Origin of the sequence: Caballeronia sp. LZ003 (assembly GCF_031451465.1) — a bacterium.
Lineage (GTDB): Bacteria > Pseudomonadota > Gammaproteobacteria > Burkholderiales > Burkholderiaceae > Caballeronia.
In genome coordinates this window covers 169,804-190,717 of sequence record NZ_JARUXJ010000005.1, presented here as the reverse complement: position 1 = coordinate 190,717, position 20,914 = coordinate 169,804, and the positions used below count along the sequence as shown (strand labels likewise).

17 protein-coding genes and 2 pseudogenes are annotated in these 20,914 nt (G+C 60.3%); 17 read left to right on the top strand and 2 right to left on the bottom strand.

From position 1 onward, the window contains the following. The first annotated feature begins 403 nt into the window (after positions 1-403). On the top strand, positions 404-1,792 hold the full coding sequence (locus QCE79_RS32015) for a replication initiation protein (RefSeq protein ID WP_309851153.1): 1,389 nt from the start codon (positions 404-406) through the stop codon (positions 1,790-1,792). 17 nt (positions 1,793-1,809) lie between these two features. Here QCE79_RS32015 and QCE79_RS32010 read toward each other — a convergent pair. Beyond that, a pseudogene (locus QCE79_RS32010) lies at positions 1,810-2,015 on the bottom strand (transposase); the annotation flags it as partial. A gap of 236 nt (positions 2,016-2,251) precedes the next feature. On the opposite strand from QCE79_RS32010, the pseudogene QCE79_RS32005 reads away from it, so the two are divergent. Beyond that, positions 2,252-3,099: pseudogene (locus tag QCE79_RS32005) on the top strand (IS5 family transposase). Positions 3,100-3,821: 722 nt separating this feature from the next. On the opposite strand, the gene QCE79_RS32000 reads toward QCE79_RS32005, so the two are convergent. Beyond that, on the bottom strand, positions 3,822-4,679 hold the full coding sequence (locus QCE79_RS32000) for a hypothetical protein (protein ID WP_309851149.1): 858 nt from the start codon (positions 4,677-4,679) through the stop codon (positions 3,822-3,824). A gap of 139 nt (positions 4,680-4,818) precedes the next feature. On the opposite strand from QCE79_RS32000, the gene QCE79_RS31995 reads away from it, so the two are divergent. The 15 genes from QCE79_RS31995 (at position 4,819) to QCE79_RS31925 (ending at position 20,789) form a co-directional block, all read left to right on the top strand. Beyond that, positions 4,819-5,049 carry an AAA family ATPase gene (locus tag QCE79_RS31995; protein ID WP_309851146.1) on the top strand — a complete coding sequence of 77 codons (231 nt, stop codon included), beginning with the start codon at positions 4,819-4,821 and terminating at the stop codon, positions 5,047-5,049. A gap of 710 nt (positions 5,050-5,759) precedes the next feature. Further along, positions 5,760-6,464, top strand: a complete 705-nt coding sequence (locus QCE79_RS31990) for a type IV secretion system protein (protein WP_309851143.1) — start codon at positions 5,760-5,762, stop codon at positions 6,462-6,464. A 2-nt stretch (positions 6,465-6,466) separates the two neighbouring features. After that, complete coding sequence (locus QCE79_RS31985; protein ID WP_309851140.1) at positions 6,467-7,339, top strand: TrbG/VirB9 family P-type conjugative transfer protein; 873 nt, start codon at positions 6,467-6,469, stop codon at positions 7,337-7,339. A gap of 2 nt (positions 7,340-7,341) precedes the next feature. Next, entirely contained in the window at positions 7,342-8,592 is a 1,251-nt protein-coding gene (locus QCE79_RS31980) for a TrbI/VirB10 family protein (protein WP_309851274.1), read from the top strand. Then, entirely contained in the window at positions 8,585-9,385 is an 801-nt protein-coding gene (locus tag QCE79_RS31975; protein ID WP_309851137.1) for a transglycosylase SLT domain-containing protein, read from the top strand. Before QCE79_RS31980 ends, QCE79_RS31975 begins: the two co-directional genes overlap by 8 nt. Next, on the top strand, positions 9,382-10,644 hold the full coding sequence (locus tag QCE79_RS31970) for a hypothetical protein (protein WP_309851134.1): 1,263 nt from the start codon (positions 9,382-9,384) through the stop codon (positions 10,642-10,644). Before QCE79_RS31975 ends, QCE79_RS31970 begins: the two co-directional genes overlap by 4 nt. An 8-nt stretch (positions 10,645-10,652) precedes the next feature. After that, the gene (locus QCE79_RS31965) at positions 10,653-11,066 is read left to right on the top strand and encodes a lytic transglycosylase domain-containing protein (protein ID WP_309851132.1); all 414 of its coding nucleotides are present in this window, start codon (positions 10,653-10,655) and stop codon (positions 11,064-11,066) included. Between the two features lie 5 nt (positions 11,067-11,071). Then, the gene (locus tag QCE79_RS31960; RefSeq protein ID WP_309851127.1) at positions 11,072-11,725 is read left to right on the top strand and encodes a toxin co-regulated pilus biosynthesis Q family protein; all 654 of its coding nucleotides are present in this window, start codon (positions 11,072-11,074) and stop codon (positions 11,723-11,725) included. 5 nt (positions 11,726-11,730) lie between these two features. Further along, positions 11,731-13,359: a type II secretory pathway protein gene (locus QCE79_RS31955; RefSeq protein ID WP_309851124.1), complete on the top strand. Its 1,629-nt coding sequence runs from the start codon at positions 11,731-11,733 to the stop codon at positions 13,357-13,359. A 19-nt stretch (positions 13,360-13,378) separates the two neighbouring features. Beyond that, entirely contained in the window at positions 13,379-14,659 is a 1,281-nt protein-coding gene (locus QCE79_RS31950) for a hypothetical protein (RefSeq protein ID WP_309851121.1), read from the top strand. Then, positions 14,646-15,269 carry a hypothetical protein gene (locus QCE79_RS31945; protein ID WP_309851119.1) on the top strand — a complete coding sequence of 208 codons (624 nt, stop codon included), beginning with the start codon at positions 14,646-14,648 and terminating at the stop codon, positions 15,267-15,269. The genes QCE79_RS31950 and QCE79_RS31945 overlap by 14 nt, the downstream gene beginning before the upstream one ends. A gap of 711 nt (positions 15,270-15,980) precedes the next feature. Further along, a complete protein-coding gene (locus QCE79_RS31940; RefSeq protein WP_309851271.1) occupies positions 15,981-17,699 on the top strand; it encodes an ATPase, T2SS/T4P/T4SS family in 1,719 nt (572 codons plus the stop codon). A gap of 12 nt (positions 17,700-17,711) precedes the next feature. Next, positions 17,712-18,830, top strand: coding sequence for a type II secretion system protein (locus QCE79_RS31935; RefSeq protein WP_309851115.1), 1,119 nt, complete (start codon positions 17,712-17,714; stop codon positions 18,828-18,830). Positions 18,831-18,842: 12 nt separating this feature from the next. Further along, positions 18,843-19,472, top strand: coding sequence for a hypothetical protein (locus tag QCE79_RS31930; protein WP_309851113.1), 630 nt, complete (start codon positions 18,843-18,845; stop codon positions 19,470-19,472). Positions 19,473-19,487: 15 nt separating this feature from the next. Then, positions 19,488-20,789 (top strand): hypothetical protein, encoded by a 1,302-nt coding sequence (locus tag QCE79_RS31925; protein ID WP_309851110.1) that lies wholly within the window; start codon positions 19,488-19,490, stop codon positions 20,787-20,789. Positions 20,790-20,914: the final 125 nt, after the last annotated feature.

Here is a 20,914-nt window from a genome sequence, read left to right as displayed (position 1 = left end):
CTTGGGCGGGGTACTTGCACAAAAACCGTCACCGCTGCGAGCGTGCCTCACATGCATGAGATTGCCCCATCAGCGTTCCGGGAGCCGAAGTCGATTCTGATCATTTTCGTGAGGGCCTGGTTGGTTTGTCTTTTTTATAAGAAGACCTACTAACCCACCAACAGAAACTTCGCTTCCATCTCGATCAATGAGTTAGGTACACAAACGTTACGTTTTTTGTGCCCTCGGTAACGTTCCTTGTGCGAGCAGGCACCGCTTTGTGATCTAGCAGGTAACCGTTGTTGTGCAGCAAGGCGACGGTCTTTGTGCGGCGTCGAAATCCGGCGGCCACGGTGGTAACGTTTGTTGTGTTGACTCGGCGTTGCGGAGTGGTAAAGTCCGCCAGAACCTACGGGGAGGAGGGATGGGCAATCAAGTGGGCCAAGGGGCAACATCTGCGCAGATGTCGCTGCAGCTATTCGAGGATATGTCGGGACAGCCGATCGACGAGTCAACAAAAGAGATCGGTTTCAAGCGGAATAACCTCTTTGTCGCGATAAGCGGACTCGGCCTCGCTCCGCGTCGTTTTATCGATGCAGCCTATTTCATCGCAGCACAGGATCCCGCTCCGCGCGACTACTACGATGTCGACCTGAACTACTTCAAATGGCTGATGCACTATGACAGCCGCAACGTTCGGCATCTGCGCTCGGTGATCAAGGATGCGCAGCGCGTGCTTATCGAAGTGACCGACACCCCCGCGGACCGGGCGCCCACCGAGGACGATCGATGGGTCTCCGAGCAGCTTATGGGGACCGTCGGGATAGGGAAGGGCCGCATCCAATTTCGGATACCCCCGCTTATTCTGCGGCATATCACCGGCCCGGAGAAGCATCACTGGCTGAATCTGGTCATTACGGCCGCGTTCACGCAGACCTATTCTCGCGCCATCTACGACTATGTGCTTCCACACGTTCACGATGGCCTGACCGATTGGCTCGATCTCGATGTCATGCGCAGTTGGCCTGGCAAGCTGGGCAAAAGCGCCTCCGAGTTCAAGCATTTCCGGCAGAAGTATCTGGAGCCAGCGGTGAAGCAAGTGAATGAGCTCTCAGATCTCGACGTCGCGTATGAGACGCGCGCCGACACGCCCGGGTCGAAGAAGATTAGCCGGATTCGCTTCCGCATCAAACGCAAGGACACAGTCGCGTCGATGCTTGCCCGTCAGCCGGAATCGCACGATTTGTTGCTCATCCTTCGCAATGAGTTCGGCCTCGACACGAAGCAGTTCGATGCAATCGCACAGCATCGCCTTGACTGGACAGACGAGCGCATCCAGCAAGCGATCGAATACACGCGGTTTCGGCTTAATCAGGGCAAAGTTACAAAAAGTCCGGCGGGGTATCTAATGCAAGCGCTTAGCCACAATTGGCGCGTATCCGAAGCCGAACGCAAGATGGTCGTAATTCAGGAGGAACGGGCGAAAGTCGAGAATGCGGCAGCGGCCGCGAAATCAGCGGCGAGCGAAACGGTCGCGAAGAGCGTCGCTCAGCGGGATCAGGAAGCACGCGAACGCATGAATAACGAAGTCCGTCTCGGGCGTGAACATTTCGAGGCGGCAGACGACAAGACCCGTAAAGATCTCGTTCGCTCCTACGTACTGTCGGCGCAGGGAAAGCTGACGCTCAAGCGTCTTCAACTGGACGCGTCGGCGTTATCCGACTGCAATATCCTCGGACATTCGGATCTTGCGTGGTACTTCGGTCAGTTCGTCTTCGGGCGCATTAAGCCGCAGGTTCGCGTGTCGCGCTAGCAGCCGGCCCTCAGTCATCGCTGGGTCTGCTGGTACACGAGTTCCCACGGCGGGAAATTGGTCGCTAGCATGCGCTACGCCGGCACGAGCCAGCGCAGCGCATTGAACATTCCTCGCAACTTGTTCTTTCGCTGCGGAGCTTTGCCATCAGTGTCAGCTAGGGCACCACGGAATTCCATTCTTCGTCGGACAGATCGCTCGGATATCCTCCCCGGGTTATCATCGTCACCTGTATTTAACTTTGGTATCCTGATTTAAGCCGTTATGAAAGTTCTTAAGGAACCTCTGCAAAACCCCAGCTCATGGTGACGTTAAGGAGAACTCTTAGCAAGTCAACGACTTGGAGGCATCACGATGACGCAACTTCATCTCGGCTTGGACCTCTCAACCAAACGCACGCGTAAACGGGAGTTTCTGGACGAGATGATACGAGTGGTTCCATGGTCAAGGCTGATTGGATTGATCGAGCCACATTATCCGAAGGGGAAAACCGGTCGCCCGCCATTTCCGGTGGCGACAATGTTACAGATTCACTTCCTCCAACAATGGTTCGGTCTGTCGGATCCAGCGATGGAAGAAGCCCTCTATGATGTCCCGTTGTATCGCGAATTCGCAGGCCTTGATGGAGGGATTACCCGTCTCCCGGACGAAACGACTATCTTGCGGTTTCGGCACCTGCTCGAAGCGCACGGCATCGCTGCGCAGATTCTTGCGGTCGTCAATGAAATATTGAACGAAAAGGGGTTGATGCTTAGGGCAGGTTCGGCTGTCGATGCTACGTTGATCGCAGCGCCTAGTTCGACCAAGAACGGCTCTGGCACACGTGACCCGGAAATGCAGTCGACGCAGAAAGGCTGGAATTGGTACTTCGGCATGAAGGCGCATATAGGCGTGGACGCAGAATCAGGCCTCGTTCACACGGTTATCGGCACGGCGGCAAACGAGCATGACATCAATGTGGCCCTTGCGCTGTTGCACGGTGAAAAAACGAATGTTTACGCTGACGCCGGATACCGGGGCATCGAAAAACGTCAGCAATCGCGCTCGGCCCGATGGCATGTTGCGATGCGGCCCAGCAAGCGAAGGAAACTGAATTTGAAGGATCCTCTCGATGCAATATCGACAAGATCGAACGACTGCAGGCCGGCATTCGTGCAAAGGTCGAACATCCGTTTCGAATTCTCGAGCGACAGTTTGGTTATTTGAAGACGCGATACCGGGGGCTGGCGAAAAACACGGCTCAGATCACCACATTATTTGCGCTGGGCAATTTATGGATGATGCGCAAGGCGCTACGCAAAGCGTAAAGGACACCGCAGGTTGAAGTCACTTCCGCACGCTGGTTGACGGCACAAAGCGTGGGCCGATCGCCGCTGTCGTTGACGGACTGAGCCGGATTAAGAACTGCCCCAACGCCTACATGTCTTCATCGGAAACCGTGTTCTGCAGAGCGTCCTTAACACGCTCTAGCTGGACACTTTACGGTAAAGCCCCTCCAAGACCCTCTGTCTGCACGATGGCCCTGCCTATCAGAAAACGGTGACCTTTGTCACCGCAACGGCAGGAATCACCGGCACTGTTGATTCCGATCTAGCCGAACTAACAGTTACCGTGACGAAATCGGTGAGCATCGAAGCGACGCACGTGGCAGCCACCATGCGACCGAAGGGACGAATGCACGCGTTGACTGGCGGACAGGCGCGGTTTTCTCACTAAAGAAGCACGCCAAGGCACTGACGCCTGTCCGTGGCAGCAAACAATGCAGCGCAAGCCTTCTATCGTCTACGTGGGTTTCCACGTGGAAACCAAGCCGGTCGCTAAGCCGTTACCGCCGCGTCCGCGCGTTATTCACCAGCAAGCGATGTCTTCAATTCCTGCGGGACCAGCCAATTCGTTAATCTGCTGCCGACGGTCGGATGGTCCGCACTGCGCGGCTATGCTTACCGCCCCGACCGTTGGCATAGCGATCTCAATCATCAGCGCAAGATCGCGCGTTTCCGAAGACGATTTCCGCGTGGAAACCGCCGGCCTATCGTAGGATTTCCACTGAGTTCGCCAGTGCCGAGATCGCTAGTGCCCGCAGTTGGTCGACGTCTATGAGATTGCGCCGGGTCGCGCGCGCCTTGAAGCTAAAGGAAAAAGTAACAGCGTCCCCGACGACGTGCACCTTTACCATGCAGTCGGCGTCGCCTGGGCCACCGGCAAGATAGTTCAAGATTGCAGCCGCCGACCGGCGACCGGGCTGCTCTGACAGGAGCTTGGCATTGTGAGCAACCTTGGAAACGCCTAGCGTCCTAATAAGTGCCAGTAGCGTCTCTGCGTTGCCGTGAGAAAATCGCTTCTCGTCAAACAACTCTGTAATCACTGTCGGAAGCTTGGATAGGGCCGTTGCAACAGATAACCGCACCTTTCCCCAGCCTTGCCGATTCGCCGCTTCGCTCTTCGTTAGCCATTTGTTGGCCGCGACACCCTCGACGAACTGTCTTGCCCGAACAAAAGGAAGATCGACTTGTGGCGTGCGTCCACGCTCCGGCGGGGGCGGCGGCTTGCCGTCTAGCAGGTGAATGATCTCGGCCCATGACTTTCCCTCCTTCGGAATCGCGCGCGCTCGCTGTTCCAGCGTCTCACGCCCGATAGCTCGTTCGATCCGGATAAGCTCTCGCGCCGTCCTCCCGATCAAACCGGTTTCGGTGAAGAGGAGAAGTACGTCGGCAGGCATCGCCGAGACGCGCAACGCTCTATTGACGTGTTCACGTTGAACGCCGAACCGTGCCAAGGACTCTGCAGCCTCCGTTTGGTTTTGCCATAGCCGGCCCAGGCCGTCTTTGTACACCGTAGCGAGGGCCAGCGGATTCCGGCTCAACGGCTTTCCGATATAGGCTTCCATCTATCCTCCGTTTCGACTGTTTGTCGGCACGCTGCGGGAGCTCTTTAGCATGGATGTAGTTTCCAAGTGGAAATCGCGCGTCAAGGCCCGCAGGGGTTCTTGATGCGGATGTTCGATACATATAAGACGAGGGTGCGCCATGGGCCTAGTGCTAGCAGTAGCGAATCAAAAGGGTGGGAGCGGTAAGACGACCATTCCCCTTAATCTCGCGGGCGCATATTGCGATGACGATCCGGGCCTACGGGTCCTTGTGATGAACGCCGATTACAAGCGCCGGGGCGGAGCCGTACCCCTTCACGGTTGTCGACCTCGCAGCCGCCGAATTGAATCTAGGACGGGAAATAAACAGTCGACGACGATCAGATCGTAGTTTTCCGCCATGCTTATCGCAGCATCGGACTTCGTCCTCGTCCCTATGGATGCGTCGGCCCTAGGCGCGTGAATCCACGGTCGGAATGCTTCAGCTAGGCCAATGAGTTTTCGACCGAGCCCGAGAGGCAGGATTAGTTCGCCGCCGTAAGCGAAACAAGGCTCGACGAGTTGGCAGCGGTTCCCGCGACCGCGAAGAGTTGGCTGACGAGACCGTGTGAGCACAAAAGCAATCTATCGAAGGCATCAAAGGTGTTGTTTAATAAAACAACACCTTTGGACGATAGGGAGTTCTCTGCTTCCTGGGAGCGCTGCCCATCCCCTCATCAGGGTGCCAGGCCAACAGCAATCGATCGGCGGGCTTTATCACTGATAATTCACCTTGTCGGGCCTGACCTATCCTAACCATCTGTTTTACAAGCGAAAAACACGGAGGAATAGGTGTGACAATCCGGATCTTTCTGCAGTTGTCACACTCGACGCCTCAGTCGCCGCTAAAAAAGGTCATATTCGGAAAACGTTGTGCACCCCAAAGACGGCAAAAAACAGCGTCTTTGTGGCAAACGGGCTTCATCACGATAATTCCGCTGCATGCCCGGTCTACCAGCCGTCGTCGGTGGTAACCGTGCAATGACGCACAAAACTACCCGCCTTTCCGCTAAAAAAAGGACGCTCGCGCTGTTTCAATGGTGACCATTCCAAAGGGTTGCCATGCGTCTTTTCAAGAACAAGCGTCGGGCCGCGCTGTCCACGGCCCCCGGCTCATATGCCGAGGAAGATCCGAGCAAGGTGATTTTCGAGACGAGCACAAGGCTCACGCTCGAAGCTAACCGCTGGATGTTCATCTCGTTCGGCCTCGCATTCATCGCGGCCGGCGCTGTCTGGACGCGCCAACCGCCGCCTTCGGTCACGCGCGTCGTAGGCGTCTCTGCCGACACCGGCGGTCATCCGATCGTGACAGAGCTCCTCGCCTACAAGCCCGACTCGCAAGCCGTGCGGACGACCGTCAAAGATATGGCGGTTCGTTGGTTCACGATCGAGCCGGTGCTGACGGACCGGCTCGAGACTTCGCGCATGACGGCTAACATCAACGCGGTGAAGGCTCAGATGATCGGCGCGGCAGCCGGTCAGTTCCGTGACTGGTTGAAGGCCGACACTCCCTTTCAGCAGATCACAGCCAACCCGAAGCTGATCCGCGAAGTCGACGTGCGCAATATCGCGTTGCTCGAAGACTCGACGGTTCTCGTTGAGTTCACGACGACCACCTCGCAGGTTGGCGCGACGGGCAAGCCGGACGTGAAGTCATATGCACTCACGTTGCGCTATCAAATCGTCGCGCCGACTGCTGAGCAGGCGCTGACGACAAACCCCTTCGGTATTTTCATTCCGTTTTTCCGCCTCGAGCGGACCGCATAAGCATGACCGCAACCATTCTCAATAAACGGCCGGTCATCGGCATGTGCGTTCTCGCTGCATGTGCAGCGTTGCTTGCTCAACCGGCTGCGGCCAAGAAAGCCGCCAGCGATTCGTCGTTTAATGCCGCGATGGTTGCTGGCGACCCGATGAGCCCGATCAATCCATTCAACGGCGGCGCAGCCCCGCTGACGATGCCCGGCGATGCGCGCATTGGCGTGTTCCCGTACAGCCGCGACCAGATCTACCGCGTGCTGACCGCACCGCTCAAGCTGACGACAATCGAACTGGAGAAGGGCGAGAAATTGATTGCCGACCCGGCGATGGGCGACAGCGTCCAGTGGGAGGTCGATGACGACAAGATGAACCACGTGTTTATCAAGCCGCACAAGGCCGACCTCGTCAACACGCTTCACTTGACGACGAACCTGCGCGAGTACGACTTCACGCTCATCGCGTCGCCGGCGGGCGGTATGTTCTATCAGACGGTGCGTTTCCAATACCCGCGTGCGCCGATGGCCCGCGTCAGCGCCCGCGACGACGCGACGGCGGACGGTGCTCGCGGCGGTGCGGACTCAGGAAGCATCGGCGTTGCACCGGACAAACTGAACTGGGACTACAGCGTGAATGGCCGCGCCGAGTTCACGCCAGAGACCGTCTTTGACGACGACCATGCAGTCTGGATGCGCATGCCTGCGAAAGCGCAGGAGTGGCCGGTTCCATTCATTCTCGACCACGGCGATCGCGTCGTTGCAAACTTCATTCGCCGCGGCGACTTCCTCGTCCTTCAGCGTCTGGCCGACGAGATCGTTTTACGTTCCGGCAAGGACGAGGTCAAGGTGACGCGCGGCCGCCGTCGATTGCTTGGGGTGTTCTGATCGTGGCCAAGAAACCGGACGCGGCTACGCCTACCGTGGAGCAAGAAACCCTCGTCAAAGGCAAGACGCCGCGCAATGCGATCATGAGCATCGGCATTCTGGCGGCTGTCGTCATTGGAGGCCTGGGCTTCTACTATCAACTACAGGCGACGAATAAGGCAGACGAAGAGGCGCGCATCAAGAAGGCGACCGCGCTTAAGTCGAGTACGGAAACGCCCACTGCTGCGAACAACAACGACATCGACCAGATGATCCGTCAGCAGCGCGACGCAGCGGCATCGGAGGCTGCCGCGCTCGCAGCTTCTGAGGCAGCGGCGCCGAAGCCCGCCGTCAAACCGATGCTAACTGGTGCGGACTTCAAGGAAGAAGTCGCAGGCTCGGGCACGGACACGCGCGAGCTTTCCCGCCAAGCGGCGCAAGACGCGATCTACACGTCGTCAGTTTTCAAGCAGGCCGGCGCGTCGCGTTCGGCGAACCAGGCGAACGGCGTACTGCCCGCTGGCGTCCCTTCGTTGGACGAGGTACGAGCTGCTCGGAACGCTGCCGGAGCTAACACCCCTGATGCGATGGCGCTCGCCTTGGCCAAGCAAGGCCAAGCGCCCGAAGATCGCGACCGCGCCTTCCTGCGCGACGCGGCTTCGCAAGGCGGCATCGAGCGCACGACCTTCAATGGCCGGTCGACGGGATGCACATTGACACCGCCGCACGTCATCCACGTCAAGACGGTCGAGGGGCTTAACTCGGACAAGCCGGGTCGCGTGTCGTTGATGGTGGACGAGGACGTGTATGACAGTCTGCGCGGTGACTGCTTGATGATCCCGAAGGGCGCGTTCATCAATGGCATGTACAGCGCGGACGTCAAAGTCGGCCAGGAGCGCCTGCTCGTCGCTTCGACGAGTCTGCGCCTGCCCAACGGTAAGAGCGTGCCGCTCAATGGCATGCAGGGTGCCGACCAGAATGGCTACGCCGGGTTCTCGGGCGACGTGAACAACCACTTCCTGAAGATCTTTGGCGCGGGCTTCATCACGGCGATTCTGCTCAAAGCGTTCGACAGCGGCGCGCAGACGGCGACGACGGCAACCCCTAACGGCGTGACGACTTATGGCAGCACAGCAGGGCAGGTCGCGGCCGCAACCGCTCAGACCGTCCTGCAACGCAACCAGAATATTCCGCCGACGATCACCGTTGAACCGGGCCAGAAGTTCCTGGTGCAGGTGACGCAGGACATCGTCATGGAGCCGTACCATGACTAAGGCATGGGCGGCTGCCTGTCTGTCTGCGATCGCGTTCGGCGCGCACGCAGCGACGATCGATTCGATCATCAGCCCCACGCGCATCGTGGTCTATGACGGCACGAAACGCGCAATTGTCGAGCTACCGGGCGAGCCGGTGTACGCATGTGGACTGAAGCCGTTTCTGGCGTGGGCTAACCGCTTTGAGGGCCAATCGGTTGAGCCCACGGCTACCGGTGTTGGAATCAGCATCGACGGATCGGCCGTCAGCCTCGAAAGCCTGTTCGTGAAGGCGGGCTGGCTGCGCCCCGCGGCCCTGACCGATGAGGCCCAAGCGAGCATCACTGAGCGGCGTGGCGGATGGTCGTGCGCATCTGCGCAGGCGCCGTTCGACGCGATGCACACCTCCGTCGATCCGAAAATTCTCGCTGGCATCGCACTGAATGAGTCCGCATACAACGGTCGTGCATGGCCGTGGACGTTGAACGTCGCGGGTCGCGGCTTCTTCTTCCGCACTCGCGAAGACGCGTATCGCGCGGTCAGCTACTTGATCAGCAAGGGCCGGTCGAACTTTGACGTCGGCATCATGCAAGTGAACTGGGGATACCACGGCAAGCGCTTCGCGAGTGCGTGGGATGCCCTTGCGCCGGCGACCAACATCCGTGTCGCCGAAGACATCCTTAACGAGAACTACCGCCTCACGCATTCCGCAGTGAAGGCCGTCGCGTACTACCACAGCGCCAACCCAGCCCCGGGCCGCGAATACCTCGCGCGCTTCGTGAAGCACCTTTCTCAAATCGAACGCGGTCTATGAAGCACACGCTCTCTCTTCTCACGCTTGCGCTTGCGGCAGTCACCCTCAATGCAGTGGCCGCTGGCACGGACCCGCTCGACTTTGACTATGAGATCGCGGGCAATGTGCTGGAGCGACCGGCACTTGTTTTCAACGATGGCAGCGACACGTACTTTCAGCCGCGCGCCGGTCAGTCGCTGCTCGTGGACGGCGGGCATAGCCAAGGACCATACATCGTTGTACCGGGCACGCCCGAGGTGATCCGCTACTCAGCGGGCGGCTCAAGTGCCACCGCTTACTGGAAAAAGGCCAATCGCTTCATTGGTGACAAGGCGCGCAGCGAGACGCCGTCCGGTTTCTCTGGATTTTCGGGCCGCCTTGCGCTCATCGGAGCGCGCAGCAGCCTCGAAAGCACGCGGCCTTTGAACGCCACGCTGCCGCTCGTCCAACTGGTCAAAGCGCTGGTGCCGCACGGTTGGACCGGATCGGCACAGAAAGACATCGATCTGACGACCTCGGCGAGCTTCGGCACACGTGATGGCGAGAACTGGATGCGGTCGCTCGATCGGCTGGTGGCCGCTTCTGACCTGTACGCCGACGTCGACTTCAATTCTCACCATGTAACACTTCGACGCTCGGCTCCGCAGTCGGTGGCTGTGAACTATGTTGCGCCCGTGTCGCAGGTCGCGGCAGCTGACGCCGCCGCCTCGTCGAGCGTGACTCCCGGTGCCGACCCGATTGCAGATATCGCGAAGAAGACCGACACGGACGCGCCCGGCGCATCGGGGTCCGTCCTGGCCGCGAAGCTCGGCGCGCTAGCGATCCGCGACGGTGACGACAGCCACATTCAAATCAAGTTCTCCGCCAAGCCCGCTACTGAGTTGAAGGTGACCGGGCAAGACGGCAAGTCGCTGCGTCCGAAGTGGGATGACGCGACCGACGTGGTGACGTTCAACCGCGCTGAGCGTTTCACGATCTCGAACGGCGCAGACAAGGTCGAAGTCGCCCGCGTCGCCGGAACCGTCTATGAGTTCGACACCGCGAACAAGGCCGCTCTGCAGAGCGTGTTTGATGAAAACGGTTCGACGTTCTTTAAGTTCGCTGACACAGTCGGCAAGGTGACGGTCGCCGACGTGGTCCACATGGGCTCGGGCGAGCAGAAGGGCCGCTTTTTCAAATTCAACGGCACCGCCGACCAGTTCATCGTCAACGCCGACGGCAACGTCGTCAACGTGCTGCGCAAGCACGATGTGCGGTTCTTTGATCGGCCCGCGTCATGAACTGGACTTTGATCCGCATCTCGACGCTGCTTTGCTCGGCCGTCTCCGTGCATGCGCGTGCCGACTGTCTTGACGATGCCGCGCGCTATCACCGCGTCAGCGTTCAAGTGGTACGCGCCATCGCGCAGCAAGAGTCGGGTATGCGCCCGTATGTGACGAACCGCAATACCGATGGGAGCGAGGACATTGGCTTAATGCAGATCAACTCGTCATGGCTTCCAAAACTGGGGCGCTTCGGCATCACCCGGCAACACCTGTTCGATGCCTGCGTGAACGCCTATGTGGGGACCTGGATCCTCGCTTCGAACATCAAGCAGTTCGGTCCGACATGGAAAGCGGTCGGTGCCTATAACGCCGTTTCCTCAAACAAGCAGCTTATCTACGCCAACAACATTTACCGCCGCCTGCAACGCGCGAACTGACCAACATGACGCCTACTTTTTCTCTTCAAACGCATCGCACCGCGCGCATGGTGGCTCACTTGTTCGCGTGCCTCGCACTCACGACGGTGTCGGGCCTTGCAGCAGCGGACCCTGACCAGTCTCGCCTTGCACCGCCGCCCGGCGACGGCTGGCAGCTTCTATCCGCGCCTGCCGCGAAGCCGCCTGTTGCTCAAATGGCGATGGTGACACCGGTTGCTCGTCCTTCCGTTGATCTTGCCGCGACCGCTCCTGCTGCGGCTGCTGCACTTAAGGCCGCAACCAGCGGTTCCGCTCCTGCTGCACTTCCCGGTGCGCCCGCGCCGTCGCCGGTTGGCTCGCTCGATGTCGCTCCGGTAGTTGTGCCGTCGCAAGCTGGAGCAACCGCGCCCGGCGGAGTTCTGTCTTTCTCGATCACGCCGCAGGACATCAACATGCGCAACGCGCTCGATCGCTGGCTGCAGCAGCAGGGCTGGCAACTCGCCTGGAAGATCGATGACGACCTGCCGCTCGAGTTCAACGCGACGTTCTCCGGCGACTTTAAGTCGGTGCTCACGCAGGTGATGCAGGCGACTAATCACATGCGCACGCCCACGCGCGTCTGCAAGCACACCAACAACGTTATCCGCGTCGTCGCACGCGCAGCCAACTGCCAAGAGTAACCGCCATGCGTCTCACGAAAATCAAATCTGCCATTGCCATTCTCGTGGCGGCATCGCTGACTGGCTGCGCCGTGTCGCAATCCGATGTGAACCATGCCTACGACGCGACCAACGCCGAAGCCACGCGCGCAATGGGCAACGGGCCTGAGTCGATGTCGCTTGTTGAGGAAGTGCCGACCGCGTTCCTCGGCGACCGGTTGGTGCCGGTCGCCTATGAAGCCACGCTTCCCGCGGTCTTCCGAGAAAAATCGGTTGTCTTTCCGGGCAACCTGCCGTTGTCAAAAATCGCTACGCTCGTTTCGACGGCTACCGGCTATCCGGTGCATCTGAGCCCGGACGTCTTCATTCCGCGCGACGCCTTGATTCCCAGAACGAACGGTGCTGGCGGGCAGGGTGCCCCGATGCCGTCGCAAGCGATGGCGAAGTCCAATGTCGAGCCGGTTTATGCGCAGGCGTGTAACTGCAAGGTTGGCGCGTATCTGCGTGGCGTAACGGAAAACCTTGGCCTCGACTGGACGTTCGATGGCAGCACCATTTCCATCAGCCGGTTCGTCACCAAGACGTTCACGATCGCGGCGATCCCGGGCAAGGTGTCCATCAAGTCGACGATGTCGAAGGGTACGGATACGTCGACCGGCAATCAGGCGTCCGGTGGCACCACGGGCGGCACGTCGGGCAATACCGGTTCGTTCTCGTCAATCACGTCCACCGGACGCGACGGCACGTTCGACCAGATTGCGATCATCCAGTCGGAGCTGGAAAAGCTGAAGTCGCCGCTCGGTGAAGTCGTGGTCAATCCACAAAGCCGCCTGGTGATGGTCCACGACACCAAGGAAGCCGTCGATCGCATGGGGGCGTTGCTCGCGCGCGAGAACGCGATCTCGACGCGTCAAGTCGCGCTTCGCGTGCGTACGCTGCAAGTCGATCTGAGCAATTCGTCGCAAGCGGGCGTGAGCGCGGACATCGTCTTTAACCGGATCTCGGACGGGCTGAAGCGCTACGCCGTGACGGTCGCTTCGCCTACGTCGTTGGCCACCGCGATTGGGGGCACTGTCGGCCTGTCCGTCTTGAAGCCGGGCTCTCCCATGGAAGGCACCAACGCCATCGTCAGCGGCCTCAACGCGTTCGGCAAGACGGTGCAGGACAACACCCAGACGAAGCTGACCTTGAACGGCCTGCCGGTGTCCATCGGCTCCTTCGAGACGAAGGGCTACCTCGCCGCAACGACGCCTAGCCTCGGTTCGATTTCGGGCGGTACTGCTGGCGTGCCGGGTCTGCAACCGGGTTCGGTGACGGTCGGTGACTTCGTGAACATCCTGCCGTCGGTCAACGACCATAACCAGATCATCCTGTCGTACTGGAGCGATAGCTCGAAGCTGAATGGTCCGTTCACGACCATCAGCACCGGCTCAGACGACACACTGCAGCAAATTCAGTTGCCCGACATCATCGGCAACAAGGATGACCAGACCATTGCGCTGTCCGATGGACAGACGGTTGTGCTGTACGGCGCGGTGGGCAATCGCTACGACGGCAGCAGCAACAACGGCATCGGGGGTCTGTCGGGTGCGTGGAATAAGGGTCGCACGTTCCAGGTGATCATGCTGACGGCGACCGTCGTCCCGTCGATGTAAGCGCGGGGTGAGCATGCCTATGCACTTCGAATCCCTACCGGGAGAAAAGGGCGCGAAGCTCGTATTTGGGCTGGATTGGCGCGCCTACTCTGCTAAGGGTGCCCGCGCCGAGCGCCGCCATTACGTCGAGGAGTCCGGCGCGACGCACTACGCCGAGTTCAAGTCGAAGGGCGAGACCATTGTCGGCTTTTGCGAGCTTGACGCAGGGCAGCGCAAGGGCGGGAAGCTCTATTCCGCCGCCGCGCGCATCGCGTCGCTTGAGCGCGTCTGGCGACGGCCCGCCGTGCTTGTCCTCATCCAGAACGATGAAGTCGTGCATCTGGTGCTGGTGCAACGCGGCGCCGTTGCGCTTGACGAGGCGGTCGCACTCAACGCGCTCGCCGACAAGCGCGAAGCAATCGAGGACACCTGTGCGAAGGCGGGGCTCGAACTCGCGACGCTCGGCCATGGCGCCCAAATCCATGCGGTCGATGAGGTATTCGATCTGCGCGAGCTGATCGTTGCGCGCAAAGTCGGCCTCATCAAGAAGATCCCGGTCGCCGTGCCGACGACGGTGCCGTTGCTGGTCATCCTTGCGGCGGTGTTCTTTGGCGGCAAGCAATTGATTGACGTGCTCAATCCGCCGCCACCGCCGCCAGCGCCGCCGCCGACATTTATGCAGGAATATCAGTCGGCGGTGGTGCGCACGCTTGCCGCGCCTGCTCCGCTTGCGAGCCAGCTTGCTCCGAAGCTGCTGGCGAGTTTCGGCGCGCAGGAAACGAACGTCGCGGGATGGCAGTTTCAGAAGGCCTCCTGCACGATCGCGGGTCCTTGCGTCGCAACCTACAAGCGGCAGGGCGGCACGTTCAAGGAATTTGATGCACGCGCGCCGGAGTCGCTGCGTCCGGTCGTCTTCAACCCCGACGGTTGGCATCTGAACGCGCGTGGGCCCGAGGTCACGGTCGCGGAACGGGTCGCGCTCGCTGAGCAAAAGACGTGGCCGACTCAGCAGGCGCTCATCAAAGCGTTGCAGACCGACCCGCAGAAACTCTCCACTAAGCCCGACACGCTCGATAGCCACGGCTACATCGTTGATATCAAGCCGGTGGAGCGCCTTATCGCTCGTCAGCCGATGGCTGGCGAAGTGCAGGGGCCGCTCGTACAGCGCGGAACGTGGCAGATCGACGGATACAAATGGCAAAGCGCGCTGCTCGCGCGCCTGCCGGACAACATGGCACTGGACACCCTTGACGTTGAGTTGAAAGAGGACGGTACCGGGGTGCATTTCACTGCGAAGGGTAAATACTATGTTCTCAACTAAGTGGCCTGCACGAGCCGCCTGCTTCGGTGTGCTCATGTTCGTGGCGGGCGCGGCAATCTCGCAGGAAAGTCATCTCACGCTGGACGACATTGACAAGCTCGCGCGAGCAAAGCTTGTCGACTCGATGCGCGGTCCGCAGGGTAGTCAAGGTGGCCAAGGCGGATCAGCGGCCCCTGGCAACGGCGTCGGCCTCGCTTCGCCGCTTGGTGCGCCGACGCCTGCGCCGGTGACCGCCGCGCCACCGGCAGCGCCCAAAGCAGAGCGCAGGCCCAGTGCGCCGCCCAGGCGCGTCATTCCCGCAACCTTCGTTGGGGCGTACTCCGACATGTCCGGCTCCTACGTGCTCTATGACTACCAAGGCACGACCTACACGGCACGCCAAGGCAGTCGACTGCTGAACGGTTGGACGGTCGCGTCGATAGACGGCTTCACGGTCAATCTGGTCGACGGCAAGCACAAGTGGACGGAGACGATCGTAGCGCCTGCGGACGCGCCCGCCGTCGCGCTCCCGGATTCGCCGGCCGTCAGGGCGATCACGGATCTATCGTCGCCGCTTCCTCCGGGCGGCGTCTCATCGACGGCTTCCACCTTCGTACCGTTTGGGAAATAAGCAATGGGTCTGTTTGGACAAGAAGAGCAGGGCGCGCCAGACGCTTCCCGCGGTGGATTCCTGAAGCGGTTTCGCGCGCCGCGTTCGAGCTTCGTCGAGCCGGGTAGCAGTGCGGAGCCAAAGTTTCGGTCTCCGGAGCCGGTCGCGGCGAAGAGGAAAGCGGCAGGCAGAGCCTCTGTAGAACCGAGGAGTGATGAGTCGCCCCTGAGCACCCGTGCGGTGAATCCCCAAGTCATGTTTCTTGGTCGCGCCCTATCGGGCGGCGATGTTGAAGACGTCGAGAGCACTGAGCTTGACGATGACTGGCGCGGGCCGTTGCCGCCTGTGCAGACGCAGTCGGAGCCTGACGGTGACGCGGCCGACGACGAGCCGGCCTTTAGCCCGTTCGTCCCCCCGAGCTTCGAGCGACCGAGCTACGCGAGCATGTCTGCTGCGATGGCCGCCAGGGAAGGCGGTCACTCGGTGAACGGAGAAGCCATGACGGCACAGGCTGCGCCGTCTGGTGCGCAAGGTCGAACTGAGCCTCAGGCTGAACACCAGATCGAACAGCCGCAGCCGCGGCCCGACTCTGCGGTAGCGCCATTGGAATCGATCGGGCACGCGGGTGTCGCCGCGAGCGACGCTAACGGCCAGCGATTCCGTGACCAACCGGAACCTGCGCCACACCGACCAGCAAGTCCGAGCGAAGATAAGGCCGCGGCTACGCCGACTATGGCCGCGCAGGAATACTCAGCGGACGACGACGAGCAGACTGAGAGTGGGGGGCTAGCATCGGGTCGGCCGGAACTCGTGTCGCCCGATTCGCTGCCTGACTTCAAGCGCGTGCTGACCGTCGTTGACGACGACGCCGCGCTGCGCATTCCGGCGGCTGCGCGCAGGGAGTTCGTCGCCGTCGAATTGCAACCGGGCGTGGCGATCACGGTGGCCACCGCACGGTTTGCGGAGAAGGCCCAATACGCTACTTTCATCAAGGATCTCGGCAACAACGACATCCTTGTGCGCGAGGAGATGATCGCGACGGAAAGTGTGATCGCCGCCATCTACTCGGGTAAGGCCGCGACTGCCGCGAACTCCACAGTCCGCGAATCCAGCCGCGCGATCGGCAACTTCCGCGACATCGTTGAGGCCGCACACGCATACGGCGCGAGCGACATTCATTTCGAACCACGCGAATTCCACAACGAGGTCGAAATCCGGTTCCGCGTGAACGGCGATATGTACACGTTCAGCCGCATGCCCAAGGCGATCGTGCGTCGCGCGTTGTTTGCTGCGTACAGCGATCTTGTTCAGCGCAATACCAACTCCGGCAACAGTTTTCAGCCGAGCGCGCCGCAGTCGGCAATGATCCCGCTGGTCGTCAAGACGGACACGGTCAACTTGCGCTGGCAGTCGTCGCCGTTGGTGGGCGGGTATGACGTCACGCTGCGTCTGCTCGACGGCAACTTCAAGAACTATTCGGTGCTGCTGCCGAAGGACATGGGATTCGAGAAGAGCCAGCTGGAGCTGATCGAGACGCTGAACTATGTGAGCGGCGGCATTACGGCGCTCACTGGCGAGACCGGCTCAGGCAAGACAACGACGCTGCGCGCGCTCTCTTACATGCTGCCGGATCGTGAACTGAAGAAACAGTTCGCAGTGAACGAGCCGTCGGAATATCCGATGCCGTGGCTGTCGGACTACTCAATCATTCGCCGCCCGGACGAGACCGACGACGAGGCGAACCGCAAGTACGCGGAGGTGATTCGGACGCTGATGCGACAGGACCCGGACGATTTGACCATCGGCGAAGTGCGTGACCGAGTGGTGATGGGGCTGGTGGCCGAACTAGCGCTGACCGGTCACCCAGTGCGTTTTTCGTTGCACGCCGGCGACATCATCGCGGCCGTGATGCGTATGGCAGGCGGGCGGCTGCAGCTTCCGATCGACGAGCTGGCTTCGGAAGGGTTCATTAATGCGGTCGGCAACCAGAAGCTGATTCCGACGCTTTGCGTGCACTGCAAGCTGCCGGCCGAAGACGTCATGCTGAAAGCCGACCTCGAATTGCTGCGCACGAAGTTTGGCCTCGACACCTCGCGCATGGCATGCCGCAACTATGACGGCTGCGAGCACTGCCGACTGAAAGGGCTGTTCACGCGCAATGGCAAGGCCGCTGGGGGCACAACGCGCCCCTCGTTGGCCGCCGAACTCTATCGTCCGACGCCCGAGTTTCTGGAGCGCGTAGCCGAGCGCGACTGGGCCGGTGCCCGCGAAGTTTGGCGCGGTGCGCGGCGTACCGGGTTCGATAACGCGGATATGAATGGAAAGACGCTATATGAACATGCTCTTTTCAAGGCTTCGCGCGGTTTGATTGACCCACAATTCATTAATCGCTCGATGCAGTCGTTCGCGCAGTACCGCGTAATGTCCGGCGTCGATGGTTTGATGGTCTAACCCTGGTCCTCCATGTTCACCACGTTCGCAAAGATGTTGCCCAAGCGGCAGCAGTTGGTCGTCGCGCGCTGGCGGTTTCAGAAAGTCCGCGAGGACTTCTACCGCGAGACGCGTCTCGATATCGCCGCAAAGGGCCTGCGCAACACCGAGACGCTGTTCGACCGGCTTGAAACGTACGAAAAGCGCAGCCGCACACGCGGCAAGATCGAGCGGCGCGTGTTCGCCAGCATCCGGGAAACGATGCAGCGCGGTGAGAGCTTTTCGCTCGCTATCAAGCCATTCATCCCCGGCGACGAGTACGCGCTGCTGGACATTGCCGATGAATCTTCACGCGAAGACTCGGTCGTGCGTGGCTTCGAACTGGCGGAAATGGCGGCGAAGGCTAAGCGCGTGCTGTCGTCGACGACTTCGGTGCAGATGGCCTACCCAGCGTTGCTGCTGGTTTACATGTACGCATACTGCATGCTTTTTGGCGGCGTCATCTTCCCGCAGGTGCTCGATGTCCGGCCGCTCGACCAATGGCCGGATCTTGGCCGGTTTCTCTATCACGTCGACACGTTCTGCTACGAGTACTGGTGGCTCACGCTCACGGCGATCATCGGCCTTGTGCTCGCTTACTTCTCGAGCCTGAAGCGTTGGTCTGGGCCTCTGCGGGACAAGTTCGACCGCATGCCGCTTCTTTGGCGCAATCGCCGCGACCTGCGAGCTGCACTGTTGATCGTCTCGCTGGCCGGTCTGTTCGATTCAAATCTGACACTGCGCGCAGCGCTCGAGCGGCTGCTGAAGACCGCCGATCCGTGGCTGCGCTGGCATCTGAAGATCATGGATCGACGCCTGACGGCTCGCTCGGACGAGCCGATGCGCGCGCTCGACACCGGGATCTTCTCGGTGACGATCGTCGACACGATCACCGACGCGGCGGGCCGCGATCAGTTTGAAGCAGCGATCAAAAGCCTTGGACGGGAGTCACTCGATCGCGTCGTTGAGGCAGTCAAGCGCAACGCGCGCATGACGCACTTCATGCTTCTCGGCTTCGCCGCTGCACTGTTTCTGACCCTCGGCATCGGTTCGTACGTGGTGACGGGTGCCGTCAATCTCACATCGGGAAATCCCGCCGCATCTAGCAACTAAGGAAAAAGCAAAATGACCAACGAGAATAAACAAGCAGTCGCGATCGACGCAATTGAGATGGACTCGATCAAGGCGCGCCGCGCACGCATGCTCAAGATGGCGCGCGCGACCAAGCAGTCGGGCGAGCTGTCGATGATTGAAGCAGGGGCAGTGATGGCTGGTGCGGCGTTGCTCGCGCTGGCTGTCTATGCGGGCGGCAAGTTCGTGCTCGATCTGATTCATTCGTCGCAGTTCAAGAGCGAAGCGCAGATGTTCCACACCGGGATCCTGAACGCGACGCAGAACGACGCCGACTTCTCGGCCGAGACGCTGACGGTGCTGGCTCAGAACCACGCGTTTGATTCGGCGGGCTCGCGCGTCGCATCGGATAAGTCGTCGGTCAAGGGGATGTTCAATGGCACGGTGACGGCTGCCGTCGGCACGCTCGTGACCTCCAACGATTCGTTGGTCCTGACGTACCCGGTTACCTCGACGGTTTGCTCGCTGAGCGCGGCCGCGCTCGTCACCGTGTACACGCAGGTGACGGTGAACGGCACGACAATCTTCTCGCCGACCACGACGTTTAACCCGTCGACGGTCGCGACCGCCTGCGCTTCGAATGGCTCAATGGCTTCGATGGCGCTCTGGACCACCCGTACCTAAGCGCAGGCCGCCGACATGGGAAGCATTCTTGAGATGTTGATCGTCCTCGTCGGCGCAGCCTTGCTGACGGTACAGGGAATCAAGGAAGACATTTCGGCCAAGCGCCAGAACATGCTCCAGATCGAAGGGCAGAACATTGCTTCGATCAATTCGGCGCTTGGCAGCTACATCACTAACAACTACGCGTCGCTTATCCCCGCGGGGTTTTCGCAGACAACGTCGACTGCGATTGTTGCACCGACACTCGCTCAACTGAGCGCGCAGGCCAACAACAAAGTCGCGTTCAAGAACGGGCCGTTCTGGGGCGGCACTTATCAGATTGCGCTGTCCATCGTGCCTGACAACTGTTCAACAGCGGCGGGTAATTGCCATGTCGCTTCGCAGATCTACCCGAGTTCGCCGCTCATCAGCCTGAAGGACAAGACGCCTGACATCGCTGGTGCCGGCGTTCTCGCTGCGGCCGGGGGCGCACAGTTTGGCTACTCTACAAACCGAGCGCCGGCGACCGTCACCGGCATCAATGGCGGGTGGACGTTGCCGAACCCAGTGGGCAGCAAGGCCGGGATGGTACTGGCGATAAACGGCTTTGGCGCGGATGGGAATTCGCCATACTACCGGCGCGATGGCGCGTTACCGCTGACCGGCACGATGAACGCCAACAATCAGGACATGCAAAACGTCGGCAACGTGACGCTGGGCGCAAACAAGGTGATGAAGTTGCAGGCGGGGAATAGCCTGCAGATCGACAATGGCGCGATGTACTACGGCGATAGCGTGAACGCGGCGGTTCGCACCAAAGGCGCGCTGTACGTGCAGAACTACCAGGGTACCGGCGGGGCGCCCATCAATGTCGGCGACGTTAATTCAAGCGGAACGGTGAGTGCCAACGTTGTGAACACGAACGTCGCGAACATCAACGCTGCGGCCGGGAACTGCGGCTGGAACGGCGTGACGATCCGCAACAACCTCATGTACGTGTGCAATAAGTGGGGCAATTGGGTGGGTGCGAGCACGCTAGTGAGCAACCAGTCGGCAGATTCCCAGTACAGCGGTTGGTATAACGGCTGGGGCGTAAACCCTCCCGCGTGCGGCCCCGGCGGCACTGCTTGGTACCGAATCATCCCGCAGTCGATCACGACCGACTATTCCAATCACAATCCGCCGATCGCCGGTGCGCGTTACGCAATGGGTTGGAGCGGCTCACAGTGGGTTCTTCAGATATTTGACGTTCTTGCCGATGGCGCTAATACGCTTGTGCAAGACCAGCTCGGCCTGCAAGCCCAGATCGATGTCGGTTGCAACTACACTGATCAATAAGAAGATGAAGCTCGCAAAAAAGAGGATATCGCTAGCATTGCTGGCTACACTGAGCGGTACGTTGGCGGCTCCGACCACCTCTAATGCTGAGTGGGTACAAAATTCAATCGGTGTTCCGCGCGCCC